The sequence below is a fragment of the Mycobacterium sp. genome (genome assembly GCF_035314665.1).
In the GTDB taxonomy this organism is placed as follows: domain Bacteria; phylum Actinomycetota; class Actinomycetes; order Mycobacteriales; family Mycobacteriaceae; genus Mycobacterium.
Genome location: NZ_DATFZD010000420.1, coordinates 1 through 21084, shown reverse-complemented (window position 1 = coordinate 21084; position 21084 = coordinate 1). Strand labels below are relative to the sequence as shown.

General features: G+C 64.6%; 20 protein-coding genes. 10 read left to right on the top strand and 10 right to left on the bottom strand.

All coding sequences use genetic code 11. From position 1 onward, the window contains the following. Positions 1-300: 300 nt before the first annotated feature. Positions 301-1155 carry an alpha/beta hydrolase gene (locus tag VKI00_RS30350; RefSeq protein ID WP_324446554.1) on the bottom strand — a complete coding sequence of 285 codons (855 nt, stop codon included), beginning with the start codon at positions 1153-1155 and terminating at the stop codon, positions 301-303. 105 nt (positions 1156-1260) lie between these two features. Continuing rightward, positions 1261-1812, bottom strand: a complete 552-nt coding sequence (locus tag VKI00_RS30345) for a hypothetical protein (protein ID WP_324446552.1) — start codon at positions 1810-1812, stop codon at positions 1261-1263. A 216-nt stretch (positions 1813-2028) separates the two neighbouring features. On the opposite strand from VKI00_RS30345, the gene VKI00_RS30340 reads away from it, so the two are divergent. Continuing rightward, complete coding sequence (locus VKI00_RS30340) at positions 2029-2646, top strand: CGNR zinc finger domain-containing protein (RefSeq protein WP_324446550.1); 618 nt, start codon at positions 2029-2031, stop codon at positions 2644-2646. A 581-nt stretch (positions 2647-3227) separates the two neighbouring features. On the opposite strand, the gene VKI00_RS30335 is transcribed toward VKI00_RS30340, so the two are convergent. From VKI00_RS30335 to VKI00_RS30325, 3 genes are all read right to left on the bottom strand, one after another. Further along, positions 3228-3434, bottom strand: coding sequence for a hypothetical protein (locus tag VKI00_RS30335; RefSeq protein WP_324446548.1), 207 nt, complete (start codon positions 3432-3434; stop codon positions 3228-3230). A gap of 481 nt (positions 3435-3915) precedes the next feature. After that, a complete protein-coding gene (locus VKI00_RS30330) occupies positions 3916-4524 on the bottom strand; it encodes a 2-hydroxyacid dehydrogenase (RefSeq protein ID WP_324446558.1) in 609 nt (202 codons plus the stop codon). Positions 4525-4539: 15 nt separating this feature from the next. Continuing rightward, a protein-coding gene (locus tag VKI00_RS30325) for an IS3 family transposase (RefSeq protein ID WP_324446546.1) occupies positions 4540-5669 on the bottom strand; the annotation gives its coding sequence in 2 pieces (ribosomal slippage) (positions 4540-5411 and positions 5411-5669; 1131 coding nt in all). Positions 5670-5823: 154 nt separating this feature from the next. Here VKI00_RS30325 and VKI00_RS30320 point away from each other — a divergent pair. Both VKI00_RS30320 and VKI00_RS30315 read left to right on the top strand, forming a co-directional pair. After that, entirely contained in the window at positions 5824-6723 is a 900-nt protein-coding gene (locus VKI00_RS30320; protein ID WP_324446543.1) for a Mu transposase domain-containing protein, read from the top strand. 132 nt (positions 6724-6855) lie between these two features. Next, a complete protein-coding gene (locus VKI00_RS30315) occupies positions 6856-7458 on the top strand; it encodes a TetR/AcrR family transcriptional regulator (protein ID WP_324446541.1) in 603 nt (200 codons plus the stop codon). 42 nt (positions 7459-7500) lie between these two features. Here VKI00_RS30315 and VKI00_RS30310 read toward each other — a convergent pair whose 3' ends face one another. Next, positions 7501-8151: a winged helix-turn-helix transcriptional regulator gene (locus tag VKI00_RS30310; RefSeq protein ID WP_324446539.1), complete on the bottom strand. Its 651-nt coding sequence runs from the start codon at positions 8149-8151 to the stop codon at positions 7501-7503. A 267-nt stretch (positions 8152-8418) separates the two neighbouring features. Here VKI00_RS30310 and VKI00_RS30305 point away from each other — a divergent pair, with 267 nt between their 5' ends. The 7 genes from VKI00_RS30305 to VKI00_RS30275 all read left to right on the top strand — a co-directional run bounded on the left by VKI00_RS30305 (position 8419) and on the right by VKI00_RS30275 (position 13716). Beyond that, positions 8419-9534 (top strand): NAD(P)H-binding protein, encoded by a 1116-nt coding sequence (locus VKI00_RS30305; protein WP_324446536.1) that lies wholly within the window; start codon positions 8419-8421, stop codon positions 9532-9534. Then, a complete protein-coding gene (locus VKI00_RS30300) occupies positions 9531-10352 on the top strand; it encodes a class I SAM-dependent methyltransferase (RefSeq protein ID WP_324446534.1) in 822 nt (273 codons plus the stop codon). The genes VKI00_RS30305 and VKI00_RS30300 overlap by 4 nt, the downstream gene beginning before the upstream one ends. Before the next feature lie 25 nt (positions 10353-10377). After that, positions 10378-11316 (top strand): NmrA family NAD(P)-binding protein, encoded by a 939-nt coding sequence (locus VKI00_RS30295; protein WP_324446532.1) that lies wholly within the window; start codon positions 10378-10380, stop codon positions 11314-11316. Next, on the top strand, positions 11313-11699 hold the full coding sequence (locus VKI00_RS30290; protein WP_324446529.1) for an SRPBCC domain-containing protein: 387 nt from the start codon (positions 11313-11315) through the stop codon (positions 11697-11699). Before VKI00_RS30295 ends, VKI00_RS30290 begins: the two co-directional genes overlap by 4 nt. A gap of 81 nt (positions 11700-11780) precedes the next feature. Beyond that, positions 11781-12830 (top strand): SDR family oxidoreductase, encoded by a 1050-nt coding sequence (locus VKI00_RS30285; RefSeq protein ID WP_324446527.1) that lies wholly within the window; start codon positions 11781-11783, stop codon positions 12828-12830. A 314-nt stretch (positions 12831-13144) separates the two neighbouring features. Further along, positions 13145-13429 carry a type II toxin-antitoxin system Phd/YefM family antitoxin gene (locus VKI00_RS30280; protein ID WP_324446525.1) on the top strand — a complete coding sequence of 95 codons (285 nt, stop codon included), beginning with the start codon at positions 13145-13147 and terminating at the stop codon, positions 13427-13429. Next, positions 13426-13716 (top strand): type II toxin-antitoxin system RelE/ParE family toxin, encoded by a 291-nt coding sequence (locus VKI00_RS30275; protein WP_324446523.1) that lies wholly within the window; start codon positions 13426-13428, stop codon positions 13714-13716. Before VKI00_RS30280 ends, VKI00_RS30275 begins: the two co-directional genes overlap by 4 nt. Positions 13717-14047: 331 nt before the next feature. On the opposite strand, the gene VKI00_RS30270 is transcribed toward VKI00_RS30275, so the two are convergent. The 4 genes from VKI00_RS30270 to VKI00_RS30255 form a co-directional block, all read right to left on the bottom strand. After that, positions 14048-15340: an amidohydrolase gene (locus tag VKI00_RS30270; protein ID WP_324446521.1), complete on the bottom strand. Its 1293-nt coding sequence runs from the start codon at positions 15338-15340 to the stop codon at positions 14048-14050. 441 nt (positions 15341-15781) lie between these two features. Further along, a complete protein-coding gene (locus tag VKI00_RS30265) occupies positions 15782-17305 on the bottom strand; it encodes an adenylate/guanylate cyclase domain-containing protein (protein WP_324446519.1) in 1524 nt (507 codons plus the stop codon). 427 nt (positions 17306-17732) lie between these two features. Continuing rightward, entirely contained in the window at positions 17733-18494 is a 762-nt protein-coding gene (locus VKI00_RS30260; protein ID WP_324446517.1) for an alpha/beta hydrolase, read from the bottom strand. Between the two features lie 501 nt (positions 18495-18995). Continuing rightward, a complete protein-coding gene (locus VKI00_RS30255) occupies positions 18996-20003 on the bottom strand; it encodes an NAD-dependent epimerase/dehydratase family protein (protein WP_324446556.1) in 1008 nt (335 codons plus the stop codon). Between the last annotated feature and the right edge of the window lie 1081 nt (positions 20004-21084).

Genomic DNA, 21084 nt, shown 5'->3' with positions numbered 1-21084 from the left:
GCCCCCTACCTGTCGCGCTGGCTGCTGCTCACCGCCGCCTTCTACCTCATCAGTGCCCTGTGCTACGCCGTCAACACCCTGCTCGCTCAACGCCGCGCCGCCACGCCAACCGCAGCGGACCACCCATCCGCTCACCCGCAGGCCGCCGAGCCCACACCGTAACCGCCACATCGCAGTGGTCGGCCACCAAGAGCGCCCAAGCCGATTCGTCACCGACCCAACGCGATTCCGGCGTGAGTACGCATCTGGCAGATCGTGCGACCTCGCGCGAACACGGTCAGGCCGTCGATCGAGATGCGGCTAGGTGGCGAAGGCATTGCGGAGCAGTTCGTTCGACGCGTCTGCGATGGTGTCGGCTTCTTCTTCGAGGGCGAAGTGGCCGGTGTCGAGCAGGATGACGGTGGCGTCGGGGACGTCGGTGCGGAAGGCTTCGGCGCCGGGGGCGGCAAAGAAGGGGTCGTTTTTGCCCCAGGCGGCGAGCACTTTGGGTTGGCGTGCGCGCAGCCAGGCCTGCCATTTGCGGTATTGGGGCGGGTTGTTCTGGTAGTCCCAGAGCAGGGCTTTCATGTAGTCGGCTCGCCCGGGCAGGTCGAGGACCCGCTGATCGGCCAGCGCATGCTCGGGGTCGACGTGCTCGGGGTCGCGGGCTCCGGCCTGCCACTGCGTCTGGGTCCCGGGCAGGCTGACGAATCCGTCGATGGTTGCCTGGCCGGCGTCGCGGTCTGCCCACCAGTCCGACAGCGCGGCCACACCCGGCCCGAATCCTTCGGTGTAGGCGTTGCCGTTTTGGCTGATGATGGCGCGAACCCGCTGATCGTGATCCAGCGCAATCCGGAACCCGACCGGGGCGCCGAAGTCGAACATGTAGATGGCGTAGTCATCGATGCCGAGGGCCTCGATGGTTTTGGCGGTGATCTCGGCGAGCCGGTCGAAGGTCGGGCTCTGCGGTAGTGGGTCTGAGCTGCCGAAACCAGGATAGTCGATCGCCACGGCATGCCAGTGGCGGGCGAGGCGGTCGATGAGCCGGATATAGGCGCGGGTGCTCGACGGGTAGCCGGGCAGCAGCACCACCGTGGGCTGGTTGGGATCACCGGCTTCGCGGACGAACACGCTGAGGCCGTCGATGTCGATGGTGCGGTGGCGGATAGCGGGCATGGTGAACCTTCCGTTGGTTGGTTGGGCGCGTCGAACGGTTCGGCCGAGCGGGACTTCTGATCGACAAGGGCAACAGCACGTCTGTGGTGGACGTACCGGATCTCGCTACTGCGCGGATGGCGCGCTCGGGACAGATGCGCCGCGGGAGCCGGCGTAGGCGCCCAGCATGATCAGCGCGATCGGTAGCCCCACCAGCACCGCGTGGTCGATGAGGAACGCCGTGTAGTAGCCGTTGAAAAACTGTTCGCGGGTCGAACGGCCAAGCCGCAGTACGACGGCGTTCATGAACATCCAGATCAGCGCGCCGTAGAGCAGGCCGACGGCGCTGGCCACGATCGGGGTGCGGACCAGCGGGGCGATCACGAGCGCATAGACGACGACGAACGCCGCCGACAGTGCCAGGTGGATCCCGAAGCCCAGGGCGGCGTAGCCGACGCCGGCCCAGCCGGAGGCGAACGCGGCATCCCCGGTTACGCCGCTGGCGATGTACTGCAGCAGCGTCTCGAAGTTGTACCGGCCCGCGACCAGCACGTAGGCGATGAACGCGAATGCGGCATCGGCCACCGCAACAGTCAGGGTGGCGGCCACCATGCGCCGCCACGGTGTCAGTCGGCGGAGTAGTGACGTCGGGATGCCGGATGTGGGGCTGCTGCTCATGACTGCTCCTCAACGAGTGTGGACAAGGGTGGACGCGCTACCCCGTCCCGAATCTGGTGGCTAATGTTAAATATAACATTATATCCATTAGTCCCTATGGGGCAAGGGTCACGAGTGAAACCTTCCCCGGCTGGGTGGCCCGGCCCGCTCTTGCGGCCACGGCGGTACGGCCGAAGCCATAGGGCGAGGGCCAGTGCTAATGGGTATCGTGTATAGATGGGCATGAGTACCGGTGAAGGCCCGTCATTGCGTGATATGCAGGGTGCCGGTTTCCCGATGGGAGCGGAACCGCTGGTCGCGCTGGATCTGGCCGACACGCTGGTGACGGTGACCGACCCCCCGACGGACTTGATCGCTGACCCCGCGCAGGCGTCGCGGTGGTGGCGGCTGCAGGCCGGCCGGCTGCCCGACGGCCCCGAACCGGACCCGGCGTCGACCCGCCGGCTACGCGCCGCGATCCGCGACCTGTTCGACGCCCACCTCGAGCACCGCGCGCCGCGCGAGACGTCGCTCGATGACATCAATGCCGCCGCCGCGTCGGCGCCGGTCAGCCCGCGCATCGCTGGCCGCGGCGACGACATGCGCGCTGACGCCCGCTGGCACACCGAATTCGGCGGCAACGCCGCCCTCGCCGCCGTTGCCCAGCAGGCGATCGCGCTGATCTGCGACGCCAGTCGTCGAGACACGTTGCGCCGGTGCGCCAACCCGAACTGCTCGATGCTGTTTCTCGCCCACACCAGGCGTCGGCTGTGGTGCACCGCCAACATCTGCGGCAACCGCGCCCGCGTCGCCCGCCACTACCATCGCACCCATACCGGATCTGCCCCGCAGTGAGCACTCAGGTGCTGCGGCGACCCGGCAGGCTCGCGCATTCCCCGCGGCGCCGGCGATGACCTGCTGAGGAGCCTGGCCGAGCGGCGATCGGCGGCAGCTTCGGCTTGAACACCAGCCGCACCGTCGTGCATGTTCGCTATCCGCCGCCAGTGGCCGCCTGGACGCGCAGAACGTTGACATGCGGTGTGGCGCTGCAGTGCTCGCCGTCCAAAGACCACATCGCGTCCTACCCACTGCCGACAACGACGTCGCCGATCTGTTCCGTACAACGATGGCCACCATCTCAGGTCCGTTCGTCCTGGTCTTTCGATGCACCACGAACGCCGGCAGATTGAGCGTTTCGTCCCCACCAGCGGCTGCGGCGCGACGATTGTGACCACAACCAGCAACACCGCCTGGTGGACCTTCGGCGCACCGAATACGTGTCGACGCCTTCAATGAGGATGAGGCGATGCAGTGTTTAGCGCGGTACGGATGGGCCATCATGTCTCGGGAGGACTTGGCCTCGGACAGTGCAGTGAATGTCGCATGGCCGTCGGCAGCGAACCACATCGGATACGCCGGAGCAGCCGCATCCGCCGCTAGGGACTTGGCGTCGATGTGAGTGACGGGGCTGGCGCGCTGTCCGGCTGGGCTATCCGGCCCGGGAACCGGGCGGCGCGCCGCTGAATGCGGTGCAGGCGGCCCCGGGTGCGGTGCGGCTCGCCGCCGAGTCGCATCGGCTCGGCGTAGAACACCACGGCCATGCCTTCCAGCCCGAGCATCACCGTCGCACTCCTGTTGTTCATCACCTGGGGCCTTTCATTCGTGTCCGTAACACCACGAATCATGAGGCCCCAGGCCCGTTTCCAGACTCAGCCAGCCAACCGTGTCGACCCGCCGCTACCACGGTTCATTGAGAAGAGCCACATAACGAAGGATTCGATGCGAGCAGCTTTTGCAGGCTACGCGCGCGCCTACGGGCCGGCGTCAATGAGACGCTGCTGGTCGACGTCGCCAGCGACGATCAAGTCACGTTCAAGCCGGCGAGTCATGTGCCGGCAATCCGCGATCGCCCACAACCTCTTCTGGGCCAGACTGGCCCCACTTGAGCAGCCGCAGGTGGTCCTGCGTCGTCATATCAACGGTTTTCGTATCTCCGTGTCGACCCATCTCGTCAACAATGACCGCGGTATGGCTGCACTTGTGCGTATCGATCCCGATGAACATCATGGAACATGGGGAAGCCCAACGCGATTCCGTACCGCCCCGTGACTACTAAAAGTATATCTACGCTTCGGCGTTGACAATGTCGCGCAGCGGTTCGCCACGTATCAAACGCAGCAGATTGTCTATCCCGGCCTGTCCGATACGCAGGATGGCTTCGCGCGACGTACCCCCCAGGTGAGGGGTTACATACAGCTGAGGCACGCCCAGCCAGGGATGATCAGGCGGCGGCGGCTCGACGTCGAAGACATCGACAGCAGCACCAGCAATCCGCTTCTCCTTGAGCGCCTGCACCAGCGCCTCTTTCTGCACGATCGCCCCTCGTGCGGTATTGACGAGAAACGCCGTGGGTTTCATTAAGCGCAGCCTGCGCTCGTCGATGAGGCCGCGACTAGTTTCGTTGAGATCGGCGTTGATGCTGACGTAGTCGGCTTCTGCCAGGAGTGCGTCTAGGTCTCGATAGGTGGCGTCTAGTTGCTCCACGAGGCAGTGTGGTATGGGAACAATATCGTTGTAAATGATCCTCATCTTGAAAGCCTGTGCCTTAAAGGCCAGATTGGTACCGATCTCACCGAGCCCGACAATACCCAGCGTTTTGCCGTGAAGTTCAGTGAGCCCAAGATGGCTTAGTAAGTACGGCTGATTCCACTCGCCCTGCTGACGGGGTCCCAGCTTCCGGGCCAGTGTCTATGAGAGTTGGTGGTGGGTGGTTTCCCAGTGCATTCGGAATGCCTCCGGGGTGAGGTCGCTGAGTGCACTATGGGGTCGGTAGGTGTTGTATTCGGTGCGCCAGTCCTCGGCGAGGACTTGAGCTTCGAGCAGACTACCGAAGGTTTCGGTGGTCAGGAATTCGTCGCGAAAGCGTCCGTTGAAGGATTCACAGTACCCGTTCTCCCACGGTGCGCCGGGTTCGATGAACACGGTGCCCACCGAGCCGAAGCGGGCCCAGTCGGCGAGTGCGTGACTGGTCAGTTCGGGGCCGTTGTCCATCCGGATGTGTTCGGGCTTGCGACCGGTGGTCACGATCAGCTCGTCGAGAAGGCCGGTGGTCTGATCGGCGTTCCATGACCGACGTGGCCGTGTCGCCAACGCCTCGCGGGTGAACTCGTCGATGACGTTGAGGAAGCGCAGCTGGCGGCCGTCGACGGTGAGGTCGTGCTGGTAGTCCAGTGCCCAGACGTGGTCGGGGCGGGCTGCGGCCATGCGCCGTTGGCCCGCACCCGGGCCCAGGCGCAGCCGCTTGCGGGTCTTCGACGGACGTTGCAGCCGTTCGTCTTTCCATAATCGGTGGGTGCGTTTGGGATTGACTACGAGGCCTTCGGACTTGGCGATGGCGTGCGCCTTGCGCCAGCCCCACCGCGGATGCTTGGTGGCGATCTGCCGTAATCGGGCACGCAGCCGCTGTTCGTCGCCGTCGGGTCGTTGCGGCGCATACTGCTGCACCGAACGGTATTGGCCGACCACCCGACAGGCACGGCGCTGGGAGACCCCGAACCGCTCGACGAGCACCACCACCGCTCGCCGCCGACGGTCGGGGCTCACCAGTTTCCCCGGCTGATCTCCTTGAGCATGTCGATGTCGAGGGCCTGCTCGGCGACCAGCTTCTTGAGCCGCTGATTCTCCCGCTCAAGCTCCTTGAGCCGCTTGGTGTCTTCGGCTTTCATCCCGCCGTACTGATTTCGCCAGCGATGCCAGGTCTGCTCACTGACCTCCAGATGCCGGCACACCTCCCCGAGATCTTTGCCCTCACCGAGCAGTCGCTCACCCTCACGGAGCTTGCGGACCACCTGCTCTGGCGTATGCCTTCGACGTGCCATCAATCGAGTCCTCCTCGCCCCAATTCTGGCGCATCGGACTCCCACAGGAACTGGCCCGGACCGGAGGGCTCACGTCAGAGAAGGGAGTTGTTGTCAGTGGGAGGACTGGGCTGAGATCCGCAGGCTGCATCGAGCGGAGGGGCTGCCGATCAAGATGATCGCCAGGACGTTGGGCATCTCACGGAACACGGTGCGGGTCGCAGTGGCCTCTGAGGGGCCGCCGAAGTATGAACGCAAACCGGCCGGCTCGGCGGTGGATGCGTTCGAGGACGCGATCCGCGCCCAGCTCAAGGACGTGCCGACGATGCCGGCGACGGTCATCGCCGAGCGGGTCGGCTGGACCCGCGGAATGACGGTGTTCAAGGAACGCGTTCGCGAGCTGCGGCCCGCCTACCTGCCGCCGGATCCGGCCGGCCGCACGACCTACGAGGAGCACAAGGGCATCATCGAACGGGCACATGATTATCTGGAGCGGTCGTTTCTGCCCGGCCGGACTTTCACTGGTCCTGGGGATTTCAACCACCAACTGCAGCAGTGGCTGGTGCTGGTCAACGCCCGGACCCGCCGGGTGCTGGGGTGCGCCCCGACCGCTCGTATCAGCGCCGACCGGCAAGCCATGCTCACCGTGCCTCCGGTCGCGCCGGCCACCGGCTGGCGGTCAGCGACTCGGCTGGCTCGCGATCACTACATCCGGTTGGACTCCAACGACTACTCGGTGCATCCCGCGGTGATCGGTAGGCGCATCGAAGTGACAGCTGATCTGGATCGGGTGCGGGTGTTTTGTGATGGCAAGGTGGTGGCTGATCACGAGCGGGTGTGGGCCTGGCATCAGACGATCACCGATCCCGAACACCGTGAGGCGGCAGAGATGTTGCGCCGCAATCGTATTGGTGCCCTGCGCCCGGTGCACGGCTCCGAGGACCGGATGACGGTAGAGCAACGGGCCCTCAGCGATTACGACACCGCTTTGGGCATCGACCTCGGAGAAGGGGCAGAACGTGTCGATGGTCGTCATGGTCCGATCTCCTTAGTTGGTGGACAGTGTCCACTTTAGCTTGATGAGTGGACGCTGTCCACTAGTTCCTAAGTTCGCACCGTCCGCCCCTTCGCTCAGGCGACGTGTACGGTGTCCACCATGGGATCAGCGGGCGTCGAAGTCCCCACCACGGGAAGACGTCGTACCGGATTGGTCCGCCGCGGCCTGATCGACGCCGGCGTCGACCTGGCGCGCCACGGCGGCCCGAGTGCTGTCGTCCTTCGGGAGGCGACGCGCGCTGTCGGGGTGGCGCCGAACGCGGCGTACCGACATTTCGCCGACCGCGACGCGCTCCTCGCCGCCGTGTGCACCGAAGCGATGCGTCAACTAGCCGAACGCATGGAAGCGGCGAGCGGCGCCGTAACCCATCGACATGGCACCAAGTCGGGCGCGATCGGTCGATTCAGAGCAGTGAACGCTGCGTATCTGAGTTTTGCGCTGGAGGAAACGGGATTGTTCGACACCGCCTTCGCCGTGCCAGGGGACATCGACTACGCCGACGATGCGGCCGCCGCAGGGCCAGCGGGGCGTACGCCGTTTCAACTGCTCAACGATGCACTAGACGAGCTCGAGGCCGCCTCGATCCTTCCGGGCGTCCGACGACCCGGCATTGAATACTCGGTATGGGCATCGCTTCACGGGATGGCGGTGCTCCTGACCCGGGGGCCCCTTCGCACACTTGCGTCCGCTTCAAAGAACGATCTGACGCGATCCCTCGATCACTTCATCCTCCGGGCTGTTTCCAGAGATTGATTCTGGGCTGTGCGGGTTCGACCACGCGAGGCGAAGGTCGATCTACCGTCCGGTCGCCGAAGGAATTTTGAAGACGCCGAGGACACCGACCAACCGAGAACGGTCACCCTCAATGGTGGCCGTGAGGTCATCGAGCGGCGTTCCGCCCGCCAGCGCATGAAGATCCTCGAGGGTAATGGTCAAGGTCGCGTCGGCGGAATATGGAGGTGTGCCGTCCCGCAGGACCGGGTGGGCGCCGTCGTCGACGTGCAGCCAGAAGCGTTCTGCACCAACGTGAAAGGCGTAGGTACCCGGCGGCGGTGGTTCCTCCGCGCGTTCGAGGGCGGCCTGCATGTTCATGGCCAGCCACACCGCCCGGCTCTGATCCTGGGGCTGATACATCCCGGGTAGGTCCAAGCCCCAGAGCATCAGCTCACCGAGGGCGTGCGCGAGTTGTTCGCCGCGGGCGGTGAGCTGGTAACCGCTGCTACCAGTGGCTCGATCCGAGCGGGCGATTACCCCGGCGGCTTCGAGGCGTTTGAGACGCGCGGCCAGCATGGTGGTACCGACACCGGTGAGGCCGTCATACAGGTCGCCGAAGCGTTTGGGTCCGCGGGCGAGTTCGCGGACGATCAGCAGCGTCCAGCGCTCGCCGAGCAGGTCCATGGCGCGGGCCAGGCTGCAGTTCTGCCCATAGCTGCGAGGCGCGGTCATGAGTGCCGATGGTGCAGGTTCGAACGTGTTGGTGTCCAGTCACCGTGCCCATGTCCCTGATCTTCACCGACACACGACGGCAACGAGGGTGATGGCTTGCCCTGTCGCGACGCTGTGGTCCTGTGTCGCTCGCCCATGGATAACCCCTTCCAGTCAATCCCTACACCAGCTTACTTCACTATCGAATAGTAATTGCTACTTGTTTTAAAAGCAATGACGTGTAGTGTTCGAGCTGTCACACCACCTACCACCCGTTGGGAGCACGTTATGTACACACCGACCACGTTGGTCACTGCCGCCGCCGGCAAGACCGGGCGCCAGACCGCTCTGTCGTTACTCGATCGCGGGTTGGCGGTGCGCGCTCTGGTCCACCGCGAGGACGGGCGCGCCGCCGAGCTGCGCAGCCGTGGCGCCGAGGTCGTCGTCGGCAACGTCTCCGACGTGGCCGACGTGCGCCGCGCATTGCGCGGGGTGCAACGCGCCTACTGGACGGCACCGATCGGGCCGGGGGCTCTGGAGGCGGCCACCCTGTTCGCTGCGATCGCCGAAGAGCAACACTTGGAGGTGGTGGTGGCGATGAGCCAGTGGCTGGCCGACCCAGGTCACCCCTCGGCCCACACCCGCGCCGAATGGCTGTCGGATCAAGTGTTCTCCTGGATGCCCACGGTCGCGTCGATCACGGTCAACCCCGGGTTCTTCGCCGAGAACTACCTCTACACCCTGGACGCGGTCGCGCAGTTCGGTCTGTTCACCGCGCCCTACGGTGACGGGCGTAACGCCCCACCGTCGAACGAGGACATCGCCGCCGTGGCCGCCGCGCTGTTGGCCGACCCCGGCCCACACCTCGGTCGCAGTTACCGGCCGACCGGTCCCGAGCTGATCAGCCCCAGCGACTACACCGAGATCCTCAGCCGAGTGCTCGGTCGCACCATCCGGTATGTCGACGTGCCGTTCGCGATCATGGCCAAAGCGGCCCGCGTGGTCGGCTTCAACGACTACACCGTCATGCAACTGCGTTGGTACGCAGAGGAACTCAAAGCCGGCACGTTCGCTATCGGTGCACCCACCGATGCAGTCGAACGACTCACCGGCACGGCGCCGGAGTCCATGGAGACCATCGCGCGGCGCTATCTGGCCACCACCCCCGGCACCACCCGTGGCCCGTCGGGCATGGTCCGCGCGATGAGCGTGCTCGCCAAGACGATGCTCGCTGCCGGACCCAGCCAGAAGCGCTACCTCGCCGCATATCAGGACGGCGCCAGCTACGGCACCCTGGCCGCGGATTCCGAGCAGTGGCACGCCACCCACGATCCCGACCGCCGACTCCGACCGGTGCCGTCCACCCACGCTGACCCCACCGCCATCACGGAGCTGGCCCGATGACCGCCGCCGACAGCCGCCGGGGTGCACTCGCGCAGTACGCCGTCGGCGGCACCCGCACCCGCATCGAAGCCGCCCTGCGTGCTGCCGGTAAAGACCTCGATGATCTGCAGCCGAGCGACTTCGCCACCTTCGAGGACTTCCACTCCCTCGGGCGCCTTGGCACCGTCAGCCTGCTGCAGGCCGCCGGGGTCACCGCCACCGACCGGGTGCTCGATGCCGGCAGCGGAATTGGGGGTACCGCACGGCTGCTGGCCGCCGAGCACGGCTGCCACGTCACCGCCGTCGACCTTACCGGCGACTATTGCGACACCGCCCGCTGGCTCAACGACCTGGTCGGACTCACCCACTCCATCGACGTCATGGAAGGCGACATCACCGCACTCCCCGCACCCGACCAGGCGTTCGACCTGATAATCACCCAACACGTCCAGATGAACGTCGCCGACAAGGCAGCGCTCTACCGCGAAGCCCGCCGCGTGCTGCGCCCCGGTGGGCGCCTCGCGCTGTGGGACGTCACCGCCGGACCGAATCAACCCATCCACTTCCCCGTCCCCTGGGCCGACACCCCCGAGCGAAGCCACCTCATCACCCCCGAGGAACTCCACACCGCGTTGGGGAACGCTGGGTTTCGCGTCGAGGTCTGGAATGACCTCACCGACTTCGCCGTCACCGCGATGACCCCCATCTTCGAGGCACCACAGGACCCACTCGGCCTGCAGTTGCTCGTCCCCGACATCCAAACCAAGGGCCGAAGCATTCTCACCAACGCCCGCGAGGACCGGCTCCGGCTGATCCAAGCCGTCGCCACCGCCACCTAATTGCCACTAGATCACTGGAGGAATCATGACCCATCCCCCTCGACACGACACCACCGACGGACCCACGTCCGCGTCCTTCTTCGTGGCCGGCGCAACCGGCGCCACCGGCGCACGCGTGACACGACTGCTCCTCGAGCGAGGACATCACGTCCGAGCGTTCGTACACCGCCCCGACGGACGTTCCGAGGACTTGGCCGGCGCCGGCGCCGACGTCGTCGTCGGCGACCTGCACGACCTGGACGCCGTCGCCGCGGCCCTGCACGGCACCCAGGCGGGCTACTTCGTCTACCCCATCGCCCCAGGGCTGATCGAAGCCACCGCCGTGTTCGCCCAAGGCGCCCACGAAGCAGGCTTGACCGCGATCGTGAACATGTCACAGATCTCGGCCCGCCGCGCCGCGAAAAGCCACGCCGCCCAACAGCACTGGATCGCCGAACGCCTGCTGGATCGCGGACCCGTGCCGGTGACCCACCTGCGGCCCACCTTCTTCGCCGAGAACCTGCTGCTCAGCGCCAACGACATCACCGAGCACGGGGCGATACGCATGCCCCTGGGTCAGGGCCGCCACGCCCCCATCACCGTCGAGGACCAGGCCCACGTCATCGCCGCCATCCTGGCCGACCCCGGCCCGCACGCCGGGGCCACCTACCCCCTGTACGGGCCGACGGAGATGGACCTCTTCGAGATCGCCCAGGTGTTCTCCACCGTCCTGGACCGGCCCATCGGCTACGAGCCCATCGGCTATGACGAGTTCGCCGGAGTCCTGGCGGCCGTCGGCTTCGCCCCACATCTCATCCAGCACCTGCGCCACGTCTCCCAGGACTTCCAGCGCGGCGTCTTCGCCGGCACCAACGACGTCGTGCAACGCCTCGGCCACAAACAACCTGTCACCATCGCCGAATTCGTCGACCAGCACCGCGGGATCTTCGCGCCCTCGGCGATCCCGTCGGGCCAGCCCTCATGACCGTGCTGCGGCCCCGCCACCGTCGCGGCGGCACCCACACTCAGAGCGGGTCGATCAGCATCACCGCCCCACCGGAGACGGTCTGGGAGCTGATCACCACCCTCGACACCATCTGCGAGTGGTACGACACCTGGGACACCGTGCAGCACGACACCACTGACCCACGACTCCGGGTCGGGACGACGTTTCGCCTCATCCGCCACCGCCGCGGCCGCGACGACATCGCAGAATGCCGCGTCACCGACATCACCGCCCCCACGGGGCTGCAGTGGGAGCAGTCCTCACCCCACACCCCGACTACGGCGGTGAGCTTCCGCCTGATACCCGGCCACGACATCGGCACCACCGAGCTCGAGCACACCCGAACCTGGACCACCCCCTGAATCCGAGCCCAGCCGAGTTCACTCGGCAATTCGGCCAAGTTTTCGACGCACCCACGAGCACTCAATGAACTGGAGTAGACGATGAATAAGAATCGATTTTTGGTAGTAGGCGCCACCGGACATGTGGGGTCCAAGATTGCCATCCTCTTGGCGGACAAGGGATATGACGTTACCGGGTTGGTGCGCACTGACGGAGCCACGATCCGAGATCCGCATCCCGGAATGATCCGCTACGTCACCGGTGATCTGTCTCACGCGGAGTCGATCACCAAGGCCGTCGAGGGCATCGACGTGGTCATCTCCACGGCCAACGGCATCATCCCGCAGAAGAGGTCGGACACCGCTGGGAGCGTCAACGAGCACGCACTGCGACTGATCGACATCTGCGAACAAGCCGGCGTCAGACGATTCGTGCAGTCGTCGACACCGAGCTATCCCGGGGAGCACCGCGTTCCCGAACTCGCCGGGAAACGCCAACTCGAACAGCGTCTGCAGGCGTCGACCATGCAATCGATCGTCGTGCGCAACGCCGCCTTCATGGATGTCTTCCTCGTGATGGGCGGATTCAAACAAGCCACGGACCGATCTGCTCACGCCACCGTCAACAGAAATTACGGCTTCACCAAGCTGTGGGGGTCACTGACCGGCAACCTCGTAGAAAAGCGGGGCCTGTTCCTGGCGCCCGGCGGCGCCGGGCATGGCACCCCCATCATCGCCACCCGTGATGTGGCCGAAATGATCGTGGGCGCAGCGCTTTACCCCGGAACCGACGATCTGCTGATCGAAGCCGGCGGCCCGCAGTGGCTGACCTGGCGGCAGATCGCCGACACCATCGCCACGAAAACCGGCCGTGAAAAAGTCCGAATCATTCCGATACCGGCACGCCTGGCCCGACTGAACCAAACCCTCGCCAGACCCTTCTCTGCCTCCGCAGCAAGCGTGTTCGCGCTGATGGGTTTCGTCGCCGAATATCAACCCCATTGGGACTCCGCCGACACCGTCCATCAACTGGGCCTACCGACACAACTAACCGTCGCCGACTATCTCGACCTCAATTACCAATCTGACGCCCGTGTGCGCCAACCAGACGGACGCCCAGCCATGACCGGCGAGACACCGTCGGTCAACTGACAGTGCGGGCGGGCGTAATCATCGCTGCCTGCCATACCGCCTTTGCAGGAACCGCACACCTGATCGGCGTCCTTTTGCCAGGCGGCATATGCCAACGATGTTGCTCCGCGCGCACGATCACCGCCCCCGGTGCACGAACTCGCACCCACCGTTACCAGTCATCTATCGCAAGTTATTTTGCAGTACAACGTAATTCATGCGATCCGGAATCAAAACCGAGACGGTTCACGCCCCTTCGACACGAACTGCTACCAGTCGAATGGGCCTTCATTTGCGCCTGGCCATGGCTTAAATAAGGGCCTATGCTCGCGGGTATGCAGATACTCCCGATCTCGAAGCTGAAGGACAAACTCAATGAGTTCGTTGATGCCGTCGCGCTGACGAGGGACCAGGTGACGATCACCAAGAACGGCTCGCCGACTGCGGTCTTGATAGGTTTCGAAGAGTGGGAATCCATGCAAGAAACCCTGTACTGGCTGTCGCAGCCCGGTATTCGGGACGCGATCGCTGAGGCGGACGTCGACATCGCCGCCGGTCGAACGTATGGCGAAGACGAGATCCGCTCTGAGTTCGGCGTTCCGCAACAACACCGGCGGTGACAACTCCCGAACGGCCGCCCGCGGCGGCCTTCGAGGTTCGTTTCACCGCCGCAGCGCGGCGCAGTCTCAACTCGATTCCACCTCGCGTGTTGTCGGCCGTGGTCGAATTCACTTTCGGCGATCTAGCCCGCGAACCACACCGCGTAGGTAAGCTGCTCAGCGGCGACCTGGCAGGTCTATTCAGTTCACGTCGTGGCGACTACCGCGTGATCTATCGGATCGAGGACACTGCTCGCGTCTTCTTCATCGCCCGAGTGGATCACCGCGCTGACGTCTATCGTCCCTAAGCTGAACCTCCGGGAATCGAGGGGGTCTGTGGCGGCGCACCGTGGCCTCCCTTAACTCGCAACCTTCGAGCACGCACCGTTACTACCTAACTGATGCGAGTTGCATTGCAGCACACCAATGTTCGGCGCTCGTCCTTACGAAGAAGCGACGGCGAAGAGGCCAGCTTGCACGCCACCTACACCACCACCGGCCTGGTCCTCGACCGACTCATCCCACCCAACGGCTCATCGTCGCCCACCTCGACATCCCCATACCATGGCCCGAGACGCGCCCTGCCGCAACAACATCCGATCAACCAAGCCATGACCTCCGACTATGCGGAAAGCGGGGCTAGCTGACCGAGACCTCGATTTGAGGTGATTCGCTGGTTGCGAGCCAGGTGAGCGCTGCGAGCACCAAGGCGTGTACGCCGGTCGTCAGTGTGGGTTCGATCGCCGGGGCGAACTCGGGAGAGTGATTGGCCGGTATCGGCCGCCCTGCGCGGGTGGCCTCGGCGATAACCTCTGGGTCGATGCCGCCGAAGAACCAGAACACGGTGGGTACACCGAGCGCCGCGCCGAAAGCGCCGACGTCCTCACTAGCAGCGACCGGTGGAAGTTCCAGCATGCGGTCGACGCCGAAGTGGCAGTGAAACGCGCTGACGGTGGCATCGGTGGCGTCGGGGTCGCTGATCAGGACCGGGATGCTGATGTTCCAGTCGAAAACCGGATCGCGTGGGGCCGCACTGGCCTGGGCTTCGGCACGCACGATCCGCTCGACCGCGGCGCGCAGGTGGTTTCGCGTCTCGTTCGAGTAGCTACGGATATCGATGCCGAGTTCTGCGGTGTCGGGGATGATGTTGGACTTCGTGCCCGCCTGGAGCCGGCCGACGGTCAGCACGGCCTGGTCGTTGCTTGATACCTCTCGCGCGACGACGGTCTGCAGTCGCATGACGGCAGCGGCAGCCATGACCACGGGATCAACAGCGTTCTCCGGCCGTGACGCGTGACCACCATGGCCGAACAACGTCACTTGCACCCAGTCCGCAGCAGCCATCAGCGGTCCCCGTCCGTAGCCGATCATTCCGGCGGGAAGCGGTCCGACATGCTGACCAAGCACAATCTGAGGAGCGGGAAACCGCTCGAAGAGTCCGTCGCCGATCATGGCCGCGGCGCCGCACCCCAGCTCCTCGGCCGGCTGAAAGACCGCCACGACGGTGCCCGCCCATGCGTTCCGCCCGTCGGCGAGCACGAACAGCGCGCCAACCAGGCTAGCGGTGTGCATGTCATGCCCGCACGCATGCGCAACGGCGACAGTGCTGCCGGCCGCATCGACGGATACAGCGGTGCTCGCGTACGGCAGGCCCGTAGCTTCAGCAACCGGCAGCGCGTCCATATCGGCGCGCAACATGACCACCGGTCCATCCCCGTTGCGCAACACCGCGACTACGCCAGTGCCTCCTACGCCAGTGGTGACGTCGAGGCCTAGCGGTTCGAGCGCGGCCACCACGGCGGCGGCCGTGTGATGCTCCTGCATCGACAACTCGGGGTGGCGGTGCAGGTCGCGATACAGCTGCGCGATCTGCTCGGAGATCGGCGGTGTCCAGGCGGTGAGAACTGCGCGCGGTGCGGGCACCTCGGGCATGCCGACCTCCCTTGAGTCGTGTCGTCATGCTATGCCCGTTCGCCAATTGACACCTGTCAAGAGGTGCGCGGATCAAAGAACGGCTCAAACGGCGCGAAAACGCAGCATCGTCCAACAGTGCATCGATACGAGCCAACTCGTCCGGCAGTCGCCGAATCTCCTCCGGAGCGCTGACTCCTGCAGGACTATTAGATCACCGTGTCGACTCCGCGGCCTGCATCCGCGTTCGCCCGTTCGGCGGCCGCCCTTCTACGGCAACTCGCACCTGTTGAACACGCACCCTTACTAGTCTGCGAGTTGCATTGCAGCAAAATATATTTGATGCATAGGGCGAAGATTTAACGTGGTGGTAGTGATTGTGTGAAGCACGATTTGGAACGGGTCAACGATTACGGCCAACATCAATCAGTATCGCGACGTGCCGCTACCGGCCGCGGCAGATCAGCCCGACCGGGCATTCGCCCGAGGGTCGAGGCCGAAGACCTGCAGTGTCGCTGACTTACCCTTCAGCGCGTGAAACCCTCGGTCGGTGAGCGCGGTCGGTCGAGAAGCCAGGGCGTCAACGGTCTGGCCGGTGAGAAGGATTGCATCGCCGGTGGTCTTGGTGAGTTGCTCGACGCGGGCTGCCACATTGACGGTGTCACCGATCAGGGTGAACTCGAGCTTGCCGCCGCCGCCGATGGTTCCGGCGATCACCACACCGGTGTTGATCCCGATGCCAATCCGAAGTGCGCCGCCGAATCGGTCGGCGACAAGGCGGTGAATCAACACTGCGGCGCGCACCGCGGCGTCGGCATGTTTCGCGAGGTCGTTCGGAGCACCGAAGACGGCCAGCGCCCCGTCGCCGAGAAACTTGTTGACGTGCCCTCCTGCGTCGACGACGGCAGGCACGACGATCTCGAACAGAGCGTTGAGGCGGGCGACGGTGTCCTCGGCGGTGTTTGCCTCGGCGAACGGGGTGAAGTCGCGGATGTCAACAAACATCACCGTCACCTCTCGGCGCTCTCCAGTGAAGACGTCATCACCCTGCTCGAGTAATCGCGCCGCTAGGGCGGGGTCGACATAGGTCCCGAACGCGGACTGAAGTCGTTGCCGCTCAGCCAAACCCGCTTGCATGCGGTTGAACGACGCCGCGAGTGCACCGAGGTCGTCGTCTTGAACCACGGGCAGGCGTTGGCTGTAGTCGCCGGCCGCAACACGTTCGGTTCCTTCGGCAAGGTCCTCAATTGGTTTCAGGGCCGGCGAGAAGGAGGCGAAGACCGTTATCGGCACACCGAATCCCAGGGTCAACCCGAGTCCGATCACCGCCCAAAGCGCGGGACTCTGATTCGCCGGGTCGAACAGAGCCGTGAGCATCGCGCCAGAGACGGCGAATCCAAACGCGACCCCGAGCATGGATAGGTTCGTCCAGGTGGCGAACGTAGGCCGAGACCGCGGAAGGGAGTCCCCGATTTCCTTGCCACCAGCGAGCGCGACCCTTACCGGCCGCAGCGGGGCCTCCGCCAAGCTGTGCACCCCGATCAAGTGGCAGGCCGGCCCGAAAATGGCGCCCAAGATCGCATACTGGCCAAGCCGCGATCCGGTCGCGCCGGCAATGACACCGACAATGACGGCCAATACGCCGGCCACGACTGCGACGACCCCTAATGCTCGAGCGGTCCCCTTGCGAGACCAAACATACGTGGCCTCCAAAGCGCTCACCCGATCGACCTCCTGGCCTGCAGCCCATCGACCGACAAGCCGCCACGCGCCCAGGCCGGGGAGAACCAGCGCGTACATCAGCACCAGCATCGCGACTAAGGTGACACCGGCCGACTCGATGTAGCGGCTGGACTTCTCGAAAGCCACGATGATGAACGACAAGAATAGGTAGACCGGGAGCGCTACAGGGAAACCGATCGCGCAGATCACCCACGAGTACCGCGCCCTGTACCGGTCCCACGCCCATTGCCAGATGCGATCCATGACGTGAGACTAAACGTCAGGCACCTCGAACGACCTGCGGTCGGGCCGTTCGTAGTCAAGTAGCAGAACCCCCAGTCGACCGCGCCGATCCCCACGTCTAGCCGCGGAGCCCGGTCTAGCTTAGTTAGTCGCCATGGCTGGTCAGGGCAGCACAGTGGCGGTGGCGCGTCCGTGGGCACCACCGGGTGCGCCAACCGTCACCACTCCCCTTCCCCGAACTCGCACCTCTTGAGCACGCACTGTTACCAGTTAACTGCGAGTGGCTTTGTGCTACGGGTGATTTCGTTCGTACTGAGGTTGTCCCCGCTCAATCTATCGGCGACTTGCGGGGGGTCCGCTCACTATTTCTATTCCAAAGTCGCGCAATACATATTCCCGCGACGTCGGCTGGCCGGAGTCGCCTACTGATCAACAGCGGTCGGCGTTGTTAGCGCTGCGGCATCCCAGCACCCGTCACTTCGAGAATGGTGCGCGCGACCAACTCGGGATCATCGATCATCGGCGCGTGGCCGACGCCGGGCAGGATCTTGAACGTCGCGCGGGGCAGGCGCTCGCGCGCAACCTTTCCGTATGTCGCGACCGGAAACAGTGAATCCTTCTCCGACCATGCGAGGGTGATCGGGCATGGCAGGGGGTCCAGACGGGCGATCTGCTCTTCGTCGTGAACCTCGTTGACGGAGACGGTGCACGCGACGATGTACCCGAGAGCCTCGACGGCCCGGGCCGCGGATAGTCGATCTGCGTGGCACGCGGCGTCAATACTTCGGAAGGAGAGCCGACGCACGATCGCCGACCTGAAGATCACGGGGGCGACGGGACGAGAAATGCGAGCCATCGCGGCGATCCTGCGGACTTTGTTGGCCGCCCGCGTGTCCGAACCGTCCCCGATCGACCAGAAACCCGCCGGCGATAACGCGCACACGGTGGCGGCCCGGCCGCGCCGGGCCAACTCGATGGCCACGTAACCGCCCGTGGAGTTGCCGACGAGATGCGGTCGCTCAAGGCGTTGGTCGTCGAAGAAACGTTCGGCCGCGTCGATGACGTCGGTGATCGTGGCCGGATGCCGTTGCACGGGTGGGCCGCCACGGTGTCCTAACAGGGTCGGTGCGTACACCTGATGCTGGCCGGAGAGATACGGGAGGACGTCGTGCCACACGTTGCCCGACAGCAGGAAGGGGTGCAGCAGCACCAGGGCGGCTTCTCAGAGGCCATAGAGCAAGTTTGGCACCGCATCAGGGCAGCGAATCGCGTCTTCCTGACGAAGGCGAAGCCAAGCGGCTGCCCGCGCCGAGGCGCGGCGGCTGCCCGCCGAATACCGCAAACAGGTCAAGCGGTCCGCGGCCACAAGCGCCTGTGTGACTCGTATGGCGCGTGCGCGGACGTCGAAACGGCCAAGGCGTGTTGTTTTGGGGCCGACCCGCGGACAATCGACGCAGCCGTCACCACGTACCACATCCATACCGTCCGGATCCCGCATCGCCGACATCAGGTGCGCTGCGCACGCCCCGATTGCGCTCAAACGGGCGCGACGGGTCCCCACCCGTAACACGGTCTCGCAGATCTGCCAGACCAATCCTCTGCCGAACGGGGTACTCGCACCTGTCGAATACGCACCGATACCGTAAACAATGCGAGTTACGTTGTGCAACAAAGAAGTTATTGTCATCGTTTGGAGTGGCCGGCATGTTGCTCAGTCGGCTAGCCTTCCGACTTGACTCTTGGTGAGATACCCCGCGCGATACATCCACACAACGGTGTCGCGGTAGGTCTCCTCGGCGTCACGGAACCGCAGCCCGAGATCTTTCATGGTGCGTCCGGCGTCTGCGCCGGGCCAGCGTGTAGTGAATTCCATGGCTTCGCGTGTCAGCGGAAAGTCGAAGTCGTAGATGCGCTTGACCACATCACCTGCTGAGCCAGCGGTTCTCAAGAGCCAGCCCGGCACGGTAATTCGACGGATATGGCGACCGGTAAGACGGTCCAGTAACGAGAGAACGTCATCCCAGCGCAACATTTCGCCCGCCGCTGCATACCGATGTGCCCCATTTGGCAACTCCAGCAGCCTCGCGTGCACCGTGGCAAGGTCGCGCACGTCGACACATTGCATACCGCTTGAGGTGATCAATCCGATGTCTTTGAAGAACGAGTAAACGGCGTTGTTTCCTGCGCTCATGCCTGGGTCGTCCGGCCCCATGACCAAGGCAGGGTACGAGATGCGGATCGGCGCCCCGTCCTCCTGCAGCCGACGAACATATACCTCGGCTTGAGCCTTCGAGCGCGCATACGCGGTAGTGCCCCGGGCAATCGGCAGGTCCACCGCAAGCGGTGGCCCGCCCGGGACGAAGAACACTCCCAGGCTTGACACATGAACGATCGCTGGCAGCCCGCGCCGAGCGGCGCCGCCCACCACCAATTCGACGCCACGCAAGTTTGATTCCTCCACGCGCCGCGCAGCTGCGCGGCGCAGATCAACCAGCGCAGCGGCATGCAGCACTCCGTCACAGCCGCGCAGCGCGCCCTCGACCGCCGATGCATCCGTCATGTCACCGACCACGAGACCGTCAGGGACAAAGCCGTGCGGTTCAAACACCCGCCGAGCCTTATCAGCGTCGCGCACCAATAGTCGAATCTCATGACCACACGCCGCGAGCGCACGCACCGTATGCGACCCGGTGAAACCCGTCCCGCCCGTAACGAGCACCTTCACTTGGGGCGGCCCCCTTTCGCGCCGCACCTGCCACCGCGGGCATCAGCATAGCCAGCGCCCTACTGATTTCCTACGACTTTCGCATACCGAGCGTTCAACGAGCGTCTGCTCTCAGTCCAGCAGGCTGGCGCTTTCACACCATTGCTCGGCGCGGAACGAGTCATTATTGACGAGTTCCGACGTCCAAGCCGACGGGGCCTCCAACTGCCTATTCGCCAAAGGTTCGGTTTGACCACCTGTCCCCCGTCGATGGGCTCCGAGACATCATCGCCCGCCATAATGGGCTAACTGGGCCGATAGTGCTTCCTGCGCGGGCGTGTGACCATCAGACCCGCCTCGAACTCGCACCTATCGAGCACGCACCATTACCAGTAAACTACGCCGCGTTGCATTGGGCGCCAATGTAATTAAGCGATCGAGCTTCTCCTGCTGTCCCAACGGGGCGGGTGACTGTATGTGCGCCAGCGCGAGGCGGCCGACTGGCGGGATACGTCACCCAACTTCCGTCACATGGGTGACCCAAGTTCAGCAGTTGCAGGACGACGGCCGCCGCGGCCAATTACTTTTGGCTGCTGCGAGCGCGGCGCCAAAGGTCGTGGATGGCGTCCCAGTTGACTGCCGGCGGTGTGATACCACGCTTGTCGAGATACACGTGATGGCCGATGTCGACGGTGATTGCCCCAACAGTCGCCGGCGGCCTCGCCGACGAGGTCAGTCTTGATCCTGCAAACCCTTGGCTGGGCGCACCGGATGCACTCATGACGATGTCATCGGCGAGGAACGAGCGAGTTGGACACCAACACCATGATTCTCACTTTCGTGTCCACTGTGGACATTCAGTGGACATCGCAAATGAGAATTGGACATCGGGAATGAGAACCGACAAGGAGCTGTAGGTTCGCATTTACGGTGTCATCTCGCGGTCCCCTGACCTGCGACGATGCAACTCGTCTCACGCGATGTCATCGAGCACCAGTCTCAAATTCGTGTCATTTCTTGCGGCGGACCTACCCTGCCAGGACTCCGGAGGATCGGCGGGGGTCGGTCGGTCTTATTCATTCCGCGGCGACTGGCT

Coding starts and splice junctions, on each gene's coding strand:
- VKI00_RS30310 (WP_324446539.1), bottom strand. CDS start 8,151: ATGACCGCGCCTCGCAGCTATGGGCAGAACTGCAGCCTGGCCCGCGCC.
- VKI00_RS30290 (WP_324446529.1), top strand. CDS start 11,313: ATGACCGTGCTGCGGCCCCGCCACCGTCGCGGCGGCACCCACACTCAG.
- VKI00_RS30335 (WP_324446548.1), bottom strand. CDS start 3,434: ATGAACAACAGGAGTGCGACGGTGATGCTCGGGCTGGAAGGCATGGCC.
- VKI00_RS30300 (WP_324446534.1), top strand. CDS start 9,531: ATGACCGCCGCCGACAGCCGCCGGGGTGCACTCGCGCAGTACGCCGTC.
- VKI00_RS30295 (WP_324446532.1), top strand. CDS start 10,378: ATGACCCATCCCCCTCGACACGACACCACCGACGGACCCACGTCCGCG.
- VKI00_RS30270 (WP_324446521.1), bottom strand. CDS start 15,340: ATGCCCGAGGTGCCCGCACCGCGCGCAGTTCTCACCGCCTGGACACCG.
- VKI00_RS30340 (WP_324446550.1), top strand. CDS start 2,029: ATGGGCATGAGTACCGGTGAAGGCCCGTCATTGCGTGATATGCAGGGT.
- VKI00_RS30320 (WP_324446543.1), top strand. CDS start 5,824: ATGATCGCCAGGACGTTGGGCATCTCACGGAACACGGTGCGGGTCGCA.
- VKI00_RS30265 (WP_324446519.1), bottom strand. CDS start 17,305: ATGGATCGCATCTGGCAATGGGCGTGGGACCGGTACAGGGCGCGGTAC.
- VKI00_RS30285 (WP_324446527.1), top strand. CDS start 11,781: ATGAATAAGAATCGATTTTTGGTAGTAGGCGCCACCGGACATGTGGGG.
- VKI00_RS30280 (WP_324446525.1), top strand. CDS start 13,145: ATGCAGATACTCCCGATCTCGAAGCTGAAGGACAAACTCAATGAGTTC.
- VKI00_RS30350 (WP_324446554.1), bottom strand. CDS start 1,155: ATGCCCGCTATCCGCCACCGCACCATCGACATCGACGGCCTCAGCGTG.
- VKI00_RS30305 (WP_324446536.1), top strand. CDS start 8,419: ATGTACACACCGACCACGTTGGTCACTGCCGCCGCCGGCAAGACCGGG.
- VKI00_RS30345 (WP_324446552.1), bottom strand. CDS start 1,812: ATGAGCAGCAGCCCCACATCCGGCATCCCGACGTCACTACTCCGCCGA.